General features: G+C 44.6%; 18 protein-coding genes. 12 read left to right on the top strand and 6 right to left on the bottom strand.

Annotation, left to right across the window (positions count from 1 at the left end; translation table 11 throughout):
- The first annotated feature begins 74 nt into the window (after positions 1-74).
- The 3 genes from RIG66_RS26555 (at position 75) to RIG66_RS26545 (ending at position 3,274) form a co-directional block, all read left to right on the top strand.
- Complete coding sequence (locus RIG66_RS26555; protein ID WP_446381969.1) at positions 75-824, top strand: TauD/TfdA family dioxygenase; 750 nt, start codon at positions 75-77, stop codon at positions 822-824.
- Between the two features lie 133 nt (positions 825-957).
- Entirely contained in the window at positions 958-2,217 is a 1,260-nt protein-coding gene (ectB, locus tag RIG66_RS26550) for a diaminobutyrate--2-oxoglutarate transaminase (RefSeq protein ID WP_446381967.1), read from the top strand.
- A gap of 97 nt (positions 2,218-2,314) precedes the next feature.
- A complete protein-coding gene (locus tag RIG66_RS26545; protein ID WP_446381965.1) occupies positions 2,315-3,274 on the top strand; it encodes a glutamate cyclase domain-containing protein in 960 nt (319 codons plus the stop codon).
- On the opposite strand, the gene ectB (RIG66_RS26540) is transcribed toward RIG66_RS26545, so the two are convergent.
- Entirely contained in the window at positions 3,266-4,519 is a 1,254-nt protein-coding gene (gene ectB / locus RIG66_RS26540; RefSeq protein WP_446368407.1) for a diaminobutyrate--2-oxoglutarate transaminase, read from the bottom strand. The two genes, RIG66_RS26545 and ectB (RIG66_RS26540), sit on opposite strands and share 9 nt — an antisense overlap.
- A gap of 161 nt (positions 4,520-4,680) precedes the next feature.
- Here ectB (RIG66_RS26540) and RIG66_RS26535 point away from each other — a divergent pair, with 161 nt between their 5' ends.
- Entirely contained in the window at positions 4,681-5,493 is an 813-nt protein-coding gene (locus tag RIG66_RS26535) for a class I SAM-dependent methyltransferase (protein WP_446368406.1), read from the top strand.
- 180 nt (positions 5,494-5,673) lie between these two features.
- On the opposite strand, the gene RIG66_RS26530 is transcribed toward RIG66_RS26535, so the two are convergent.
- Together RIG66_RS26530 and RIG66_RS26525 are read right to left on the bottom strand one after the other, a co-directional pair.
- Entirely contained in the window at positions 5,674-6,240 is a 567-nt protein-coding gene (locus tag RIG66_RS26530) for a Uma2 family endonuclease (RefSeq protein ID WP_446342060.1), read from the bottom strand.
- A 175-nt stretch (positions 6,241-6,415) separates the two neighbouring features.
- Positions 6,416-7,210, bottom strand: coding sequence for a hypothetical protein (locus RIG66_RS26525; RefSeq protein ID WP_446381963.1), 795 nt, complete (start codon positions 7,208-7,210; stop codon positions 6,416-6,418).
- A 337-nt stretch (positions 7,211-7,547) separates the two neighbouring features.
- Between RIG66_RS26525 and argB the strand changes: the two genes are divergently transcribed.
- Entirely contained in the window at positions 7,548-8,447 is a 900-nt protein-coding gene (gene argB / locus RIG66_RS26520; RefSeq protein WP_446381961.1) for an acetylglutamate kinase, read from the top strand.
- Positions 8,448-8,487: 40 nt separating this feature from the next.
- Here argB and RIG66_RS26515 read toward each other — a convergent pair whose 3' ends face one another.
- Positions 8,488-8,823: a hypothetical protein gene (locus tag RIG66_RS26515; RefSeq protein WP_446381960.1), complete on the bottom strand. Its 336-nt coding sequence runs from the start codon at positions 8,821-8,823 to the stop codon at positions 8,488-8,490.
- A 388-nt stretch (positions 8,824-9,211) separates the two neighbouring features.
- Here RIG66_RS26515 and RIG66_RS26510 point away from each other — a divergent pair, with 388 nt between their 5' ends.
- From RIG66_RS26510 to RIG66_RS26500, 3 genes are all read left to right on the top strand, one after another.
- Positions 9,212-10,060, top strand: a complete 849-nt coding sequence (locus RIG66_RS26510) for a hypothetical protein (RefSeq protein WP_446381958.1) — start codon at positions 9,212-9,214, stop codon at positions 10,058-10,060.
- A gap of 489 nt (positions 10,061-10,549) precedes the next feature.
- A complete protein-coding gene (locus RIG66_RS26505) occupies positions 10,550-10,720 on the top strand; it encodes a hypothetical protein (protein WP_446381956.1) in 171 nt (56 codons plus the stop codon).
- Positions 10,717-12,768: a DICT sensory domain-containing protein gene (locus RIG66_RS26500; protein WP_446381954.1), complete on the top strand. Its 2,052-nt coding sequence runs from the start codon at positions 10,717-10,719 to the stop codon at positions 12,766-12,768. Before RIG66_RS26505 ends, RIG66_RS26500 begins: the two co-directional genes overlap by 4 nt.
- 166 nt (positions 12,769-12,934) lie before the next feature.
- On the opposite strand, the gene RIG66_RS26495 is transcribed toward RIG66_RS26500, so the two are convergent.
- Positions 12,935-13,252, bottom strand: coding sequence for a hypothetical protein (locus RIG66_RS26495; protein WP_446381952.1), 318 nt, complete (start codon positions 13,250-13,252; stop codon positions 12,935-12,937).
- Between the two features lie 275 nt (positions 13,253-13,527).
- Here RIG66_RS26495 and RIG66_RS26490 point away from each other — a divergent pair, with 275 nt between their 5' ends.
- From RIG66_RS26490 to RIG66_RS26475, 4 genes are all read left to right on the top strand, one after another.
- Positions 13,528-14,058 carry an O-acetyl-ADP-ribose deacetylase gene (locus tag RIG66_RS26490; protein ID WP_446381950.1) on the top strand — a complete coding sequence of 177 codons (531 nt, stop codon included), beginning with the start codon at positions 13,528-13,530 and terminating at the stop codon, positions 14,056-14,058.
- Between the two features lie 3 nt (positions 14,059-14,061).
- The gene (locus RIG66_RS26485) at positions 14,062-15,417 is read left to right on the top strand and encodes an inorganic phosphate transporter (RefSeq protein WP_446381948.1); all 1,356 of its coding nucleotides are present in this window, start codon (positions 14,062-14,064) and stop codon (positions 15,415-15,417) included.
- Between the two features lie 325 nt (positions 15,418-15,742).
- A complete protein-coding gene (locus RIG66_RS26480) occupies positions 15,743-17,134 on the top strand; it encodes an AAA family ATPase (RefSeq protein ID WP_446381946.1) in 1,392 nt (463 codons plus the stop codon).
- Positions 17,135-17,731: an RloB family protein gene (locus tag RIG66_RS26475; RefSeq protein WP_446381944.1), complete on the top strand. Its 597-nt coding sequence runs from the start codon at positions 17,135-17,137 to the stop codon at positions 17,729-17,731. It abuts the gene before it with no gap.
- A gap of 307 nt (positions 17,732-18,038) precedes the next feature.
- Here RIG66_RS26475 and RIG66_RS26470 read toward each other — a convergent pair whose 3' ends face one another.
- Complete coding sequence (locus RIG66_RS26470; RefSeq protein ID WP_446381942.1) at positions 18,039-18,233, bottom strand: hypothetical protein; 195 nt, start codon at positions 18,231-18,233, stop codon at positions 18,039-18,041.
- Between the last annotated feature and the right edge of the window lie 133 nt (positions 18,234-18,366).

Genomic DNA, 18,366 nt, shown 5'->3' with positions numbered 1-18,366 from the left:
TTGTTTTGTCTAGCATCCTCGGTCTAATATAATGCTTTTGGTGTAACTAAACAGTTAAATGGGATACATAATTGATGATCACGAGTTTGCCTAAAGATTTAGTGGATTGCTCAGAGACTTCAATCTCCAAGTCGCAGCAAGTCCTCCAGCAAAATAGCTTTATCTATGTAGAAACAGAAAACCCCAGTTTCAACTGGATTGAATGGGCTAAATTGGTCACAGGTGAGACGTTAAAACCGCAATACGGGCAAGAGATATTCCACGTCAAATGGGAATCTAATTTTCTGAACTTGTCCGACGCCCGAGGTCAACGGGTTGTGCTGCCTCACACCGAAGCCAGCGATTATCAAAACCCACCGAAATATCTGGCACTTTGGTGCAAAAAGCAGGCAAATTGTGGGGGGGGGATAACAACTTTAGCTTATGTAAAAGGATTTGTCAAGACGCTTACCGAAGCAGAAAAGAAAAAACTCATGGAGACGCGGCACTATTTTGGTGCCACTGGAGGCATCCATGCCAACCGTACCGAAGGCGCCATTCATCCCATCTTATCATTTTCGGGGAACAAGCCGATTTTACGCTTGTCTTGCAACTATATTAAATACGGTGACTACAGCCCCGATCCAGAGAACCTCAAGCCCTTTACTCCCGATCCATTTTTGGCAGAAATTACCGACCGATTTATCGACTATTACGAAGCAAATCACTTGGCGATTCGGATGGAGCAATACTCCTGTTTGCTTTGGGATAACGAATGTATGGCACATGCCAGAACCACCTATAGTGATTCAACCCGAGAACTAGAACGTATTTTCTTAGGCTAATCCTCCACTGATTGTTTCGGGGGGAGAATTACCTTGTATTTTTAGGATAATCACTTCACGGGTAAAGTCAGACAACTCTAGCCAAAGCTTAAGAGCGCTGGAAAAACGTATAGGAAAAACTGAGACTAATCGGATGAGAATTTTCCATGAATTGGAATCCAATGTGCGAAGCTATAGCCGTTTATTTCCCACGGTATTTAAGCAGGCACAAGGCGCTATTTTAGAAGATAAACAAGGGTGTAAGTACATTGACTTCCTCTGTGGAGTGGGTACGCTAAACTATGGACATAATAACCCCCAACTCAAAGAACGACTAATCCGTTATCTCGAGTCAGATGGTATAATTCATGGTCTGGATTTAGCAACGGTGGCGAAAGAGGAATTTCTGGAAACCTTTGCCGCCATTATTCTTGAACCTAGGCAATTAAATTATAAAGTTCAGTTTCCAGGACCAACAGGAACCAATGCGGTAGAGGCGGCGCTGAAACTGGCTCGCAAGATAACAGGGCGAGAAAATGTAATTGCCTTTTCTAATGGCTATCATGGCGTCACCCTGGGTTCCTTAGCCACAACTGCCAAAGCCTCTCAGCGAGCAGCGGCAGGAATATCAACCACAGGGGTAACGTTTATTCCCTATGATGGGTACTTGGGTGAGGCTATTGATACAACAGAGTACCTCGACAAAGTCCTTTCCGATGTAGGCAGTGGGGTAACACTTCCAGCAGCGGTGATTGTCGAAACCATTCAGGGAGCAGGTGGGGTGAATGTGGCAAGATTTGAGTGGTTGCGATCGCTCGAAAAGGTCTGTCGTAAATATGATGTCCTCTTAATTGTGGACGATATCCAAGTGGGGTGTGGACGAACCGGTACATTTTTCAGTTTTGAAGACATCGGTATTTCCCCTGACATTGTTACCCTCTCCAAATCCTTGAGTGGTTTCGGTTTGCCGTTTTCCTTGGTACTGATTAAACCTGAATTCGATCAATGGAAACCCGGACAACATAGTGGCACATTTAGAGGACCCAACCTCGCCTTTGTCACCGCTAAAGCCGCCTTGGATATCTATTGGCAAGATGACAGTTTGTCAGCCTCGGTTAAACAAAAAGGCATCGTAATGGAATCTCGATTGCAGCAGATAGCAAAAACGACAAAGAAAGCCGAGTTTTCGGTTAGAGGTAGGGGTATGATTCAGGGGTTAGACAGCAAAGATGGAAACCTCGCCCAAAAAATTATCCAGACAGCCTTTGCCCAGGGGCTAATCATGGAAACCGCTGGCGCACAAGGGGAGGTGATTCGCTGTCTGCCACCTTTAACTGTTTCGGAAGAGGTATTAGAGAAGGGACTAAATCTCCTGGAAAATGTCGTCAACAAAGTTGTCCAAGACGCCATCTAAGTGGAGATCGTCATTGGTCAATTGTCATTGGTCAATTGTCATTGGTCTCCCACACCCTGTAGCCATTAGTCATTAGTCAATATTAAAATAAATGCCGATGAGTGCTGTCATTGACAATTCTCCAGAAATTCTCAACCGGATCGAACAAATTGAAACTATCTGTGGACGAGATGTAGGTCATGGTATACAGCCACTGGTGCAGGCGGCTAAAGGGGGGCTGCTGGGTGCCGCTCGCTCCATCGCTGAACATCCATCCCCCCATGTCGCAATTATCACAGGATTTTTTATTCCCCATGGCACTCCTCCGGCTGCGGAAAATGATGGTCCCATCGGTTGCGCTCACCTAGCGGCGGGACTTCAAAGAGTTGGAGTACCGGTGCGTCTGGTTACCGATCCTTTATGTCTCAATGCTGTCCAAACGGCGGCGAGGGCAGCGGGAATACCGGCTAACCTGCCTTATGATGTTGTTCCTGTGGATGCGGCTAGCGCTGAAGATCCCTCAGTTTCTTCTATCGTCAAGTTCTGGCAAAGTAGCGAACCACCGGTTTCCCATGTTATTGCAATTGAAAGAGCCGGTCCAAGTTCTGATGGTACTGTCCGTAATATAAACGGGGATGATATTACCGCTCATACCGCTCCGTTGCATCTGTTATTTACCCTCAATGACATTATCTCCATCGGCATTGGTGATTTGGGCAATGAACTCGGTATGGCAACCCTTTCTCACGAGCTAATTGCTAAAACGATTAAGCATGGAGAACGAATTGCCTGTGATATTCCTTGCGATTACCCAATCATGTGCGGAGTATCAAACTGGGGAGCCATTGGGTTACTCATTGCCCTGGCTTTGCTGCGTTATGACTGGAAATCTAAGTTAACTGAGGGACTCACATTAGACATCGATAAACATATTTTGACGACTCTTGTCAATGAGGGAGCAGCCATAGATGGCGATACGGGCTTGCCAGGTTTTACCATTGAGACTTTTCCCTGGGAATTTCATGGCAACGTATTGACAGAACTTTTAGCCGCCGCCGGTTTGAGCGAGTCAGTTTGAGAGCGCCGCCGCGATACTTTTATCCAAAATATCTAGCCCCTGGTTCAACGTATCAAAATCAATCGTTAGTGTAGACTGAAGATTAATCACTTCTTTGTCCACACCCATGGGTTCAAAGATTAAACCCCGTTGGAACGCTTCATGACTAACTTTTTTCGCTAATCCCGGTAGCTTGCAGGCAATTCCTTGAATCAAACCCAGTCCTCGATGTACGCCGCCGATTTCAGGATAATCAGCAATCATCTCTTGGAGTCGCTGCTTCATGACTTCACCTTTTTCAACGATTTCCTGGGAAAAAGCATCGGTTTTCCAGTATTCTTCCAAAGCCGCCGTGGCGGTAACAAAGGCGAGATTATTACCTCGGAATGTGCCGCTATGTTCTCCAGGTTTCCAGCCGTCTAAATCCGGTCGAATCAACACCACCGCCATCGGATTGCCATAAGCACTTAAAGATTTAGCCAGACAAACCAGATCCGGTTTTAACCCAGCTCGCTCAAAGCTAAAGAACGGACCGGTTCGACCACACCCAACTTTGATATCATCAACAATAAGCAAAATTCCTTGCTCTTGAGTAATCTGGGCAAGGCGCTTGAGCCAAGGCACACTCGCCACATTAATTCCGCCTTCAGATTGCACGGTTTCCAGGATAACGGCGGCGGGTTTTTCCTGATTTCGGCTCAAGTCATCGATCAGTTTTTCCAACTGATTAAGACTATCGTCTTTGGTGCCAGATTGCTCCTCGAAGGGAACCGTTAAAACATTACCAAGGGGAATCCCGGCGGCTTTTTGATAGACTGGATTCGGGGTTACTGCTAGAGCACCTAAGGTATGACCGTGGTATCCTTTCGTGAAACAGATAACGGTTTTTCGACCTGTCACTTTACGGGCAAGCTTCAACGCAGCTTCAGCGGAATTAGTTCCCGTCGGACCGGTAAACATAACCTTATAGTTGAGTCCTCGTGGTATTAAGATGATCTCCTCGAAACATTCGAGAAACTTCCCCTTGGCAGCGGTGAACATATCCAGGCTATGAGTGATGGCATCTGACTCAATGTATTCTAGGAGAGGCTTTTTGAGTTTTGGATTATTATGTCCGTAGTTGAGAGCACCAGCACCGGCTAAGAAGTCTATGTAGGTGCGCCCATTCTCATCGATCAAATGATCTCCCACTGCCTTGGTGAAAACAGTGGGAAATAATCGACAGTAGCTGCGGACTTCCGACTCAATTCTCGTAAAAATGCTCATGTTGTTAACCTTTTGCTAGTATCTTCAAACCCTGGAATAGCGATCGCACCATCTTCACTTAAATTTATAAAATGTCATGTCTACTTAACGAGTCCCAGAATCCAGAATACATTGTATGCTTTTTAGGGTGAATAGAATAAATTCAATCAGCACAGGAAACCATGACACCAAGTCGATTTACTGAATCTGACACCGAGGCGTTGTTTGATGATCAGGAACGAGACAAACGTTTCCGTAGCTTCTGGAACCCAGAAGGGAGTCTCCACTGGGGCTATTTCAACAACTTAGCTGAGGCTCAGGCTGAGGACTTTGTACCCGCCTGTAAGCGCTGGGATGAATATATGTTGGCACAAAGCGGTATTACTGCCGAGTCTCAGGTGCTAGAAGTTGCTTGTGGAAATGGCAACGCGGCTATCTGGTTGGCTCAACAGACAGGATGTGAGGTGGTAGGAATCGATCTCAGTGGCAATTATATCGACAATGCTCAACGCAAGGCGAGTAATTTTCCGTCTCTGCGCCTGAACTTCCAAAAGGAATCAGCCACTAATCTGCCTTTTCCAGATGGTTCCTTTACCCATGCCTGGAGTCAAGGCGCTCTGTACCACATCCCTGAACTAAAGAAGGCTCTGGCGGAGGCTTACCGTGTTCTCAAAGAAGGAGGTATTTTCTTGTTTGATGACTTGATCACGCCAGTCAAGGAAATCAGCGCGACTACCCGCAAATACGTTTATGATCGGCTACTGTTTGAGCCGACATTTAGCCGCGAATCCTATGCCGAAAACCTCACTGAGCTAGGATTTAAAGTGTTGCAGGTCAAGGATTTAAGTGAACATTTGGAAAAGAGCTACGAATTAGTGTCTGAGCTGGCTCAGGAGCAATATCCAGATTTGAGCGCTGCTTTTCAGAAAACCCAAAAGGCAATCGCCGCAGGTGAATTAGGCTGGTGCTTCTACCTCTGTGAAAAGCCAGGTTAGCCAGCCGCAAGAAAATCAAGACATCTAAGACTTTCTTTAACTCTTATGAATTATGAATTAGAAACGTTACTTTTTAATCCATAATTCATGTTTTTTTTCGACAACTCAAGAAGGTAACAGGCAACAAGGATATCGAGTTGACTATGCTCAAAGATAATGCCAATCAAAATTGAGCGATCGCTAAAAATCCCACTCTTCAAACAGTTCAGCAACCGACATGGAAAAGCCAGGAACGATCGCGTCACCCTCTAGCTCGTCTTGAGGACGAAGTAAGCGATCGGGTTCGGGCGAATGGTAAACCAGAACATATTTTTCATCGGGATGAATCACCCAAACTAAGCGAGTATCATTGTCAAAATATTCCACAATCTTGTCGTGGATTTCTTCAACGGTGTTGTTGGGAGAGAGAGTTTCCACCGCCAGATCAGGAGAACCTTGAAAGAAACCACGAGGGGGACGCTTTAAACCCTTGAGCCGTTCTTTAGAGACAAAAGAGACGTCAGGCGATCGCTTGTTGCCGTTCTTTAAGGTAAACGCTGTACTAGAATCACAAACCGTTCCTAATTTGTGTTGCCGAACATAGATTGCCAGAAGCCCCCCCAGAAATGAGCCAATTCCGCCATGCTCCATCCCTGAATTGCCCATATTCACAAGCTCCCCGTTTACTAACTCATAACAATGCCCATCTTTGGACAGTGCCATAAATTCCTCATCTGTCCAAACTTTTTTCTCAGTGGAGATTGTCATAGCCCAAGCTTCCTCTCGATTTTCCGGAATCGCTACTTCTAGTTTGACACGTTACATGACGGGGAAAAAGGACACATCATTTAGGTAGAGACGTTCCGGCGGAACGTCTGGAACAACAGTTCTTTTGTCCTAATAGATGTGTCTACTGCTATAACCAACACTACCGGATTAACTATTATTGAGCAGAGGGATAGATGGATTTAGCAATGAATACAGGCTTATTCTCGTATTCGGCTTCCAGTTGACGTTTAACATCCAAATCCCAAGTTAACTCATACTCCTGCTCAAATTCAGCGGCGATAAAGGGACGCACCTCACCCGTCACGACAACATCTTCACCTTCGACCATAGTTCTCTCCGGTGCGACTAAGGTGAAGACTAACAAGTCACCGCCACCCGCTAACTGATCTTCATCGAGTGTAAAGGTATTGTTACTCATAATTTCTTCCACTTCACCCTCTACAGCCACAGTTTGATTGTAGAATTGGCTAGGATCTTCGGTAATTTCTCCGGGTTTGGGTGCAAGTGCCAGTGATTCAGCGACAATAGCAGGCTGTTGTTCGTAGTCGGTATCGAATTGGAAGTCTAAGTCGAATTCTTCCTCAAACTCTACCATATTAAACTGACGCACTTCACCGGTGACTTGGACTTCAACATCCTCCTCTTCTGGCAGCATAAAGGGTTCGCCTGAGGTATTGACTACGATAATCTCATCACCAAACAACTCATCCTCTGAGAGGGTAAAGGTGACATTATCCAGAACATCTCTCACTTCGCCTCTGATAGACACGCTTTGACCGATAAGTTGGTCGGTGTTCTCCTCGACTTCCTCAGCGGTTACGTTTTCTTCCTCTTGTCCAGCGGTGACAACGTCTTGGGTAGTGTCGGCGCAGGAGGGAAGTAGCACCGCCATCAGCGCTAAGGCGATCGCACTGGCAGGTAAGCTTTTACGATAGTGTTTAATAAACATGTATGAATGTCCTCTGAATATTCAGCAAATCTTAGAAGTTAATGCTTCCACCATTCATTCAAAGGCAATCTAGCCGCGATCGCATCCTTCTCTGGAGTAGCTATGACCTCTATCCCATGGAGGATTTTGGTGAATAGGGAGCTGGGGGAGCTGGGGGAGCTGGGGAAGCTGGGGAAGCAGGGGGAGCTGGGGGAGCAGAGGGAGCAGAGGGAGCTGGGGAAGCTGGGGGAGCTATGTAGAGACGTTCCGGTGGAACGTCTGGAAGCAGGGGAAGATTTTTGATAAAAAAATGATCTAAACTGCTTGGGATATCTTATTGGTCTTCCAGTTCCTGTCGATGGTACAAGAAAACGATCACGATTTAATCCGGGAAGCCGAAGCAACCCGTGTGCAGATACTCAGTGAAGCCCTACCTTACATCCAGCAGTTTGCTGGGAGGACGGTTGTGGTTAAGTATGGGGGGGCGGCGATGAAGGATAGCAACCTCAAAGATAAAGTGATTCGGGATGTTGTCTTCTTATCCTGTGTCGGCGTTCGTCCCGTAGTCGTTCACGGCGGTGGTCCAGAAATTAATAGCTGGTTGGATAAGCTGGGGATTGAACCGCAGTTTAAGGATGGGTTACGGGTAACGGATGCACCCACGATGGATGTGGTGGAGATGGTTCTCGTGGGTCGAGTGAATAAAGAGTTAGTCTCTCTGATTAACCGGGCTGGGGGTTTAGCCGTGGGACTTTGCGGTAAAGACGGAAATTTAATCAAAGCCCGTCCGGAAGGGCGCAAGGGGATTGGCTTTGTTGGAGAAGTCAGCAGTGTTGATATTAAACTGGTGGACTCTTTGGTCAAAAGTGGCTACATTCCAGTTGTGTCAAGTGTTTCTGCTGATGAGGCAGGTCAAGCCTATAATATTAACGCTGATACCGTTGCTGGCGAAATTGCTGCCGCTTTGGGAGCAGAAAAGTTAATTCTACTCACTGATACTCCGGGGATTTTACAGGATTACAAAGATCCTTCCACTCTCATGGCTAAGCTGGATATTCAACAAGCACGAGAGTTAATGACATCGGGCGTTGTGGCTGGCGGTATGATACCTAAGGTTAACTGTTGTGTGCGATCGCTGGCTCAGGGGGTACGGGCGGCTCATATTATTGATGGTCGAATCCCCCACGCTCTACTTTTAGAAATTTTTACCAATAAAGGAATTGGTTCTATGATTGTGGCATCTGAATTTACGACGTAGTGGCTTGACCCACTTAAAATAGGGCTTTGTGCAGCAAGTCCTACTTACTTCGGTTGAATAATCCCGTCAATGGAACGGAGCTTTTCTGGGAACGCTTCCTCGCTCTAGCATCTCGACGCTGTTTCGCCAAGGCTAATCCACTTAACTTGACGGGGGCTTCCTCTGGCTCATCTTGGGGTTCAGAGGGGGCTTTCTTTGGTTCATCTTTACTATTCCACCAAGCCACAACCCAGCCGCCAGCAATTCCCCCAACAGCACCCACCACGATACTGAAGGGAACTGAGTATCCAAGTAAAACCAGACATAGCAAAAACACTAACCATACTCTTAGCGCTACAGGGAACCCTTCGGAGAAACCGGGCAACAGTTTATTCATTCCTTTGTCCTTTGTCCGTTCTTTGTCATTTGTCCTTTGTCATTTGTCCTTTGTCAAGGGGTAAGTTTTAAATATTGTGTGAAGATAAAATCTATCGGATTTGATAAGTTTATCTTATAAATATGATGATTTATTTGGTTAAGATAGTTAAGTTTATTTAAACAATATAAACTTTTTTTACAAATGTTGGAATAGTTTCATCAATGTAGATGAAGTGACAGGTGTCATCTCTCATCTATGTAAATTTGTGCTTAATACTCATTTAAATCAATAATGACTTCATTCATTGCTCTATGTAAAGTGTTTGTGAATATGACCAAAAACTAGAGAGTTAAACTTTAAATTTATGTATCCTGAACATTAAGAAGCTGATTATACCATTACTACTATGAATAAACTATTAATAATAATGACTCTATCAATATCTATTCTGATAGAAGCTTTAGGCGGAAATTCAGCAGGTGCATTAACCCTAAGAAGTTGGAACAGCGCTAATCAGCGTGGTGGTGACTTATTTAATGACGGAAAGGGTGCATTGTTATACGGTGAATTTCGAGCAAGTCTTCTGGAGCGTTCACATACTATCCTTCCAGGAGTATCAACCCTAACCGAGGCAAATCTTGCTGACGTTGATATATTCTTTCACGGAACATCCTCAACAATTCTGACACCCACTGAAAGTACTGTGCTGAGAAATTTTGTCAAAACGGGTGGTTTTGTGATTGTTGAATCTGATTCAAATCTTTCTGAACAGAATTCTGCTAATTCGGTACTGGAATCACTAGGGATCGGTTCACGATATGCAGGTATTGTCGGTGGTGTCAATTCTCCTACAGGTGGCACGTTTCAAAATACAGTTTCTCCAACTACTGTCGGCGCATTAGGCGACCTAAGAGGTCAAACATTTGGTACATCCTTAGCCACTGATATTGACCCAATGGTAACCGATATTACTCCCACTGGGGGGATGCTGATTGGTACAAATGGATCAATCAGGTCGATGGTGGAATTTCAGCCTTTTGCCAATGGTGGTCAAGTCTTGGCTGTTGGTGACGCCTACGGTTTTAATCTTTTCCAGAGTTCAGAGAATTCTTTTTTTAATCCTAATAATCAAAAAGCTTATATTAATTTTATTGAGTCTAAAAACTTTAAAACTCCTGTTCCTGAAACATCAACGCTATTGGGTTTATTGACATTAGGGACTTGTGCTATCGGAACTAAACTAAGTAAAAAATGATTAAAGTCCAGACTATTAAATAAATTTTGTTGTTTATGTCCAGCAACCTGGAAACAACTTGACATAATAAATAGAGTTTAGGTTGATCAAAATCTTACTTTTATCTATTCCTGGTTAAGATTTGCCGGATTCTCATTCTTTTAGTCCTCCGATTAATCAACCAAGCCAGACGAATGCCATTCTCTAAGGAGGTTGGTGGAAATAAACTCAACCTTATGAAGTTATCTTAACAAAATCAGGGCAAAAAGAAATTTCTTTTGTTTTTTAGGAGTTAAAGCATTCTAGCGTTCCAGTTTTACCCAGGAACCCTCAGCGTTACCAGCATCCTGGAATCGGCTTTGAGGTTTGAAATTGCTCTACCTCGGGTTCGAGACATTCGCTCACCTGGACATTTCCCCGGAGTCTAGAGAGGAATTTGCTCGGATTCGCTAGGTGGAAGTTACCTTCTTTTTTGTACGATAGGTTGATAGGACAAGTTATCAACTTTAGATGACCCACAGCGGTTCTTTGCCGAATCGCGTTGCTGAATGGCATTCCCTATACCTGCCGATTGCTCTCGATCAATCGGAGATTATGGCAATAAAAATCATAAAAAAGGGGATTTGTCAAGGGTTTGTTGCCAAGCTCAAGCTAAAAACTGCTTATCGCTTATTTGAATGATCATCAAAACTTCGGTGCTGGCTCACTTACTCCAAGCCATGCCCCACCTGAGGCAACAAGTATATTTCAAAGCGTCGTTGACCGCACTCTCCCATGCGATGGAAGATCAGGTCTTAGCTGGTTCGGAGCAGCCGTTGGTTATCGCCTGTTTTCAGCGAGAACGCTTCTATCGTCAGGAAGCCCATCGCTATCGGCGCATTGCCCAACGGACACCTCATGTCTATGTCTTAGCCGCACCAGAAACGGATTTCAAGAATAGCTCAGATCACCACGAAACCGTGGCATTTGATCCGGGCGATGCCTTAAGTCACGAGTGGCATTTAGTGGTAATTAGTTCTCACTATGCCAACTGTCTGATCTGCCGAGAAAAACGTTCGTCTGTGTCCAATAACGCCAATGGGGAGATGGATACGTCTCGACGTTTTGAGGGAATTTGGACATTTGACCGGACGGTTAGTGCCAAAGCCGCCGAGTTGATTTTGGATCGCATTGCCACCTATCGACCTGAGTTAGCGGATAAAATCGAGCAAGCAAAAGCTGAGTATATCAGTTCTGGCTCAACTCAACCCTCAGACCGGAATCGGCAAGACTCACCCAATCCCGATCCGTTTGTGCAACGGCTAGTGACTTACTTACAAGCGGGTCAGTATAAACTCCTGAAAGCCTATAGCTCGATCGCGGCTCAAGAACAACGCGAGCGTTTGGTGAATTCGATTACCACAGCGATTCGGCGATCGCTCGATCCCCATGAAGTTATGGAAATCGCGGTGCAAGAGTTAGGGCGAGCCATGGGTTCCTGTCGTTGTCTCATTTACCGCTGTAAAGCCACGGATACTCAAGCCACGATTACCCATGAGTACCTGGAAACCCGAGGGCGCGATCGCACGATCCTTTGCTCCACCCTAGGTAGCCCTTGGCCCCTAAAAGACAATACTCTGTTTCAAGCCATTGTCGAACATCAAGAGTCCATTTCCGTAGAAGATACCCAACATGATCCTCGGCTGAACCAGACACCCAGCAAAAGCGCTAATTCCCCATCCTCTAAGTTAAAGGAATTGGTGCAAACCTTTGGTATGCGATCGTGGCTCATGGTTCCTGTACTATATCAGGGTCGGTTATTGGGGATGGTCGAGTTACACCACTGCGGCGAAACCCCTTATCGGTGGAAGGATGAAGAACTTGCCCTTGTCGAAGCGATCGCAACTCAAGTGGGTGTCGCCTTAATCCAAGCGGAAGCGTATGCGAATTTGCAAGATTTGAACCAACAACTCGCCGCCCTTGACCGCACTCGTAGTAACTTAGTGGCAATCACGGGTCATGAACTCCGCACCCCCCTGTCCACGATTCAGGTTTGCCTAGAAAGCCTCGCCAGCGAACCGGATATGTCGCCAGAATTGCGTCAGGTGATGCTGAATACCGCCCTTGACGACGCTGAACGTCTGCGGAAACTGGTGCAAGACTTTCTCACCCTCTCGCGCCTGGAAAGTGGTCGTGTGGAATGGAATGTCGAAGCCATTTCTCTACAAGAGTGCATTGAATTAGCCCTCAGCCGGATCAACGTCCATTGGTCAGAGGATCGGCGACCGAACATTATCACTCAAGTTCCCACCGATCTGCCCTTAGTCCAAGCCGATGGTGAGTGGCTGGTAGAAACCCTTGCCAAATTGTTAGACAACGCCTGCAAATTTACCTCCTCCCAAGGAGAAATCACCATTGGGATTCAAACCAATGGGAATTCGATGTTAAAAGTGACTGTCGCCGATACAGGGCGAGGGATTGAACCGAATCGCCTAGAGGATGTCTTTGATCGCTTTTATCAAGAAGAAGGGGCGCTGCGACGGACAACGGGTGGAACAGGCTTAGGATTAGCAATTTGTCGCCAAATTGTCAAGGGGTGGGGCGGTAAAATTTGGGCAGACTCAGCAGGTAAAGACCAAGGTTGTCAGTTTCACTTTACGGTGCCAATGATTGCGCCGACATCAGATTCTCAGCCCTCTAAAGGGAAGGGAAAAGGTAGTCGTAAGGGGTCAAGAGTTAAGCGAAAGTGAATTGAGGATTACCCGGTCAGATCAAGTTCATTCGTATGAATTATATTTTGTTAACGCAGAGTACGCAGAGGATACCGCAGAGGTACGCAGCGGAATTGAGCGGACTTGAATGAAAGTTTAGAGCATTTGGACACAGGAAATGTGAGGAGAAATCTCTATTTTTCCCTTAAATTTTATAGCAGGGATTATTTTTGATGATGGGCGTTTGGACTTCGTTCATCCAGGAATAATCCCAATCGGGTTCGGATTGTTCAGTGAGGGACACCATATCGCCCTGATAGTTTTGATTGATTTGAATGGCTTTAGAGTGCAAATGTTCTGGGACATAGCATAAATCAACGGGCAATCCATGTGCCACCAGAAATTCTGCTAATTGTTCAGAATGAATGTATATGCCTTCTCGATGCAGGCGTTGTAATATTTCCGTAAATGTGTGCCAGCGCTGATCCGTTCTTGGTTGAGATGGTAAGGGTGTGGGTAACATACTGTGCTAGAGCGTCAGTTTAATATTGAAGAAGCCTCCCAGAAATAAGCCATAAGGTAGACGGTTCCAGAGGAACCTCTATGGGAAGGTTAGGTAGCTAATGGTATCATTTATCGGCTGAGTCTACTGAGTCTTGGTTTTCTACAGAGCCTAACCCAGACGCGATCGCGCCTATTACAATAACACCACAACTGTTCCCCTACTGCTGAGCTTACCTATCGGTGATCTGTGATGCATCCAACGAAACAAAATTATTTCTCTGGAGGATAATATTCATGATAACAGGCAAAATAAATTTCATTGAAGGGGATATCACTCAGTTAAACGTTGATGCGATTGTCAATGCGGCAAACACCTCTCTACTCGGTGGTGGTGGTGTGGATGGGGCGATTCATCGTGCGGCTGGACCCGGTTTGTTGGCAGAATGTCGAGGGTTGAATGGCTGTGAAACGGGTGATACCAAAATTACTCAGGGTTATAATCTACCAGCCGATTGGGTGATTCATACCGTGGGACCTGTCTGGCGGGATGGTAATCATGGCGAGGATGCTTTGTTAGCCAGTTGTTATTACCGGAGTTTGGAATTAGCCGAGCAAAATAATATTCGTAGTATTGCCTTTCCAGCAATTAGTACGGGCGCGTATGGATTTCCGCCCGAACGGGCTGCCAGAATAGCCGTAGGTACAGTTAAGCAGGTTTTGGCAGAAAAGACAACCATCGAGCAAGTGATTTTTGTTTGTTTTTCCAAGCCATCCTATAACTACCATCGGCAAGCCATGCAAGACATTATCACAAATAAGGAATAACGAGTGATTTCAATAGCTCTAATTCAACTCAGTTTAACTGCCATTCTTGCCTTCTATGTCGCTTGGAATCTAGGTGCTAATGATGTAGCGAATTCCATGGGAACGTCAGTTGGCTCAAAAGCGGTTACGCTACGACAAGCGCTAATTATTGCCGGGATTTTGGAGTTTACGGGTGCGGTTTTATTTGGTCAAGGGGTGGCGACAACGTTAGCCACGCGAGTGATTGATCCAACGTTATTTGCCCAAACGCCACAGGTGTTACTACTGGGGATGATGTCTGTATTACTGGCTTGTGGTTTATGGTTACAAATTGCTACCAGTCTCGGATTACCTGTCGCCTCATCCCATGCTGTAGTTGGCGCGATCGCAGGATTTTGTTGGGTGGCGATTGGGGTGCAGGCGGTAGATTGGGGAACGTTGGGGCGTATTTCGTTAACTTGGATTATTACACCTGTTGTTAGTGGTAGTTTAGCCGCCGGATTTTATAGTATTATCAATACGTCAATTTTAAGGCAAAGGAATCCGATGGTTCAGCTACGAGAATGGATTCCTTGGCTAAGTGCGATTCTTTTGAGTATCTTTGGCGCGATTGTCATGCCAAGTTTATTTAATCGTCCTCTATTTGATGCTTTGCCCATTCCTACCCATGATTTACCGATTATTACAGTTTCGATTGCGGCTATTGTCCTGAGTCTGATTAGTTGGCGTCAGTTGGAACGTAGCCCTTTATTTCTACCTGCTAATCCTGAAGAATCGAAAGATCAAGACATTCGCATCCGGGAAACTGGAGAAGCGGAAATTGAAGCTAATATTGCCCCACCCCCTAATGCTGTGTCTCCCTTTCCCTCAGCGATTGAGCAACAACTGGCGCGGTTTCAAGTTATCAGTGCTTGCTTTGTGGCATTTGCTCACGGTTCCAACGATGTCGGGAATGCGATCGCTCCCTTAGCTGCGATCGCGTATATTGTTGCAACGGGTACGGTTCCACTCACCGCATTTAATATTCCGTTGTGGATTCTCCTCATTGGTGGTGCTGGTATCGTTGCAGGATTAGCTGTTTGGGGTAAAAAGGTGATTACTACCGTTGGGGAAAATATTATCCCATTGCAACCCAGTAGTGGATTCTGTGCCGAAATTGCCACAGCGACAACTGTTTTACTCGCCTCCCGCTTCGGTTTTCCGGTTTCAACGTCTCACGCTTTAGTGGGGGGTATTGTGGGTATTGGATTGATTCAAAATTGGCGCACGGTTCGCTTTCAAACCTTGAAATCCATTGCGCTGGCTTGGTTAATTACACTACCTGCTGCCGCTAGTTTAGGGGCGATTATTTTTATTAGTTTACGTGGGATTTTTCTTTAGGCTCTTAAGCCAGGGCGGGTTTTGTTGATCATTTATCGGCTTTTAATTAGCGTTAGTCCATTTTTGGTAAGAATAAGGTTCGACTCACCGCATTTAATAGTCTTGGGTGGATTATCATTATCGGTAGCGCTGGTGTTGTAGCCGATTTAGCCGTGGGGCAAACAGGTGCTATGGCAAGAGTGTGTATTGGGGTTGTTATGCCAAGCCTTCTACACACCCATCCTGACCAGGAAAGAGAAAATATCTCTATTGAAATACATAATATACTATAATCAAGCATAGCTTGTGTCAGAGAAAGATATTTTTGCCCGGATGGGTACTCACTATGCTAATTCGTTTTCGTGCAGAAAATATATTGTCTTTCCAGGAGCAAATTGAGTTCAGCATGATTCCATCCTTACAAAGGATTCATGCTCATCAGGTTTTTCGGACAAAGAAGAGAAGTGAAGTTAGTTTAACCCGTTTCGCTGCTATATATGGTGCTAATGCTTCTGGTAAATCAAATTTGGTCAAAGTAATTAAGTTTGCTCAGAATATGGTTGTGCATGGGCTAAAGCCAGAAGCTAAAATTCCCGTCCAACGTTTTCGCCTCAATCAGGATTGTCTCCATCGCCCTGCTCGGTTTGAGATTGAATTCAAGATGGGGAGGCAAATGTATGAATATGGATTTGAATTAGATTCTCAGTTTATTCACACTGAATGGCTGCAAACGTTTACGCGCCGAGCTGATACACTGCTTTTCCGTCGCACTACAGATAAGAAGGGTAATGCACAGCTAGAATTTGGGGAATTTGCTGACAAAATTAGCAGCGAAGAAAATTTGTTTCTCCAGTTTGTTGGTAAAGGTACGCGACCCAATCAACTATTTTTACGTGAAAGTATTGAAAGAAATGTTAAATATTTTAGAGCCGCTTATGATTGGTTTCGTAAAGTTTTGACAATTATTGAGCCAATGTCAGAATATATTCCAGTTGAACTGCAAATGAATGAAGATGAAGCGTTTTCAGAATTTCTGGGTAAAGTTTTACGAGAGGCTGATACTGGGATTACATCGATTCAAGCTGAGGAAATTGCTCTGGATGATCTTGATCTTTCAGAAGAAGCAGTAGAATTTATAAAAGAAGGATTATCGAATGCAGATGGAGTTTTCTTGAAACTAGCCAAATTGCGTTTAACTGCAATTAAAAAAGATGATCAAATTCGTGTATGGAAATTAGTACCTATTCATCAAACCTCGAATGGAAATGAAAAAGCTGTGTTTGAGATTCATGAAGAATCGGATGGAACCCAGCGATTAATCGATTTCGCCCCTTTGTTACATGAGTTACTCCTAGGAGAAGATGAACGTGTTTTTATTGTCGATGAATTTGATCGGAGTTTGCATCCTAAACTATCTCGAATGATTGTTGGTATTCATCTTGATGAGGCGAATGCTACCAAGCCAAGTCAACTGATTGTGACAACACACGAAACCACTATTCTGGACTTAGATTTACTGCGTCGAGATGAAATCTGGTTTGTTGAGAAGAAGCCGGAAACGGGAGCAGCAGATCTTTATTCTTTGCATGATTTTAAACCCCGTTACGATAAAGATGTCCTCAAAGACTACCTCTATGGTCGATATGGAGCAATTCCTTTTCTGGGAAATGTTCGTGCGTTACGATTAAGTGCAGCCAAAGATCAATCTTCTGGGATAGCTGAAGGTTCAGAGGTTTAAATGTCTAAGGGAAAACGTTCCTTCAAAAGACCTTCGCCAAAGCGTGAACTAGAGAAGGTTTATATTGTAGCAACTGAAGGTGAAAAAACGGAAAAAATATACTTTGAGTTCTTTAATGGTGTAGAGTATCGAAAGAAAATTCAAGTTAAAGTCCTACCAACCAAAAAAGGAAAATCCTCACCAAAAGCCGTAATTCAACGTCTCCAAGACTATGCTAAAAAAACCCGCTTAAAGCCAAAGGATGAATTATGGGTTGTTATTGATGACGATGAACGTCCCAAAGAACAGCTTCAAGCTGTAGCGAATGAGTGTAAGCAGAAGGACAATTATTTCCTTGCTATAAGTAATCCATGTTTTGAACTCTGGCTGCTATTGCATCAGGAGAATCCGAAAACGCCTCATAATGCTCATCTTTGTGAACAAGAACTAACCCGATTACTGGGTCATAAATATAACAAAAGTGATTATGATCTGAGCAAATTGACACCCCATATTAAAACAGCAATCCGTCATGCTAAACGATTAAATACTGAAGAAATTCCCAGTTCAGTCGGTACTCGCGTATATCTATTGGTGGAAAAGCTGAGCCAAAAATAGCCATTTCGATAGACTGAAAAATTTATCGCCCCCTTAGCTGCGATCGCGTATATTATTGCTACGGGTATAGTTCCCCTCAGTTTCCGTTGGATTTTTCTTTAGGCTCTTAAACAAGGGCGGGTTTTGTTGATCATTTGATCGGCTCTTAATTAGCGTTAGTCCCTAAACCCGCCCCTACAATTGTCCATTTGATATCATGTCCTAACGATTGCCCATAATTGCGATACTGTAACAACAAGGGTTTCAGGCGTTTTTATTCGGGGTGTTTGACCGGACATGATATGATTGACTTGATTCGAGGGAATGCTTATTCCTTAAACGTTTCGGCGATATAACCAATCCGGTCAACAATATCGGCAATATTACTAATGTAATAATTATTTTCATTAACCGAGAGGGTCAGGTTTTCTAGCAATAAAAACGACCAGATTTCCCCATCTGTGATAATGCCGTAGACTTGATCTTGCTGGAAGTTCTTTAGCGTCGCATACATTTCCCGCATTTCTCACAAACTAATTTGAGAAGATAATTTTAAGGGGAAAAGTAGAACTTTTCATGCGCAGAATAGAAAAATTCCAGATTATCCAACAAGATTAACTTAAAATTGCCAACCCTTACCCGACGTATTTGATAAA

Source organism: Coleofasciculus sp. E2-BRE-01 (assembly GCF_040221695.1).
Classification (GTDB): Bacteria; Cyanobacteriota; Cyanobacteriia; order Cyanobacteriales; family Coleofasciculaceae; genus Coleofasciculus.
This window is presented reverse-complemented; position numbering and strand designations above follow the sequence as displayed.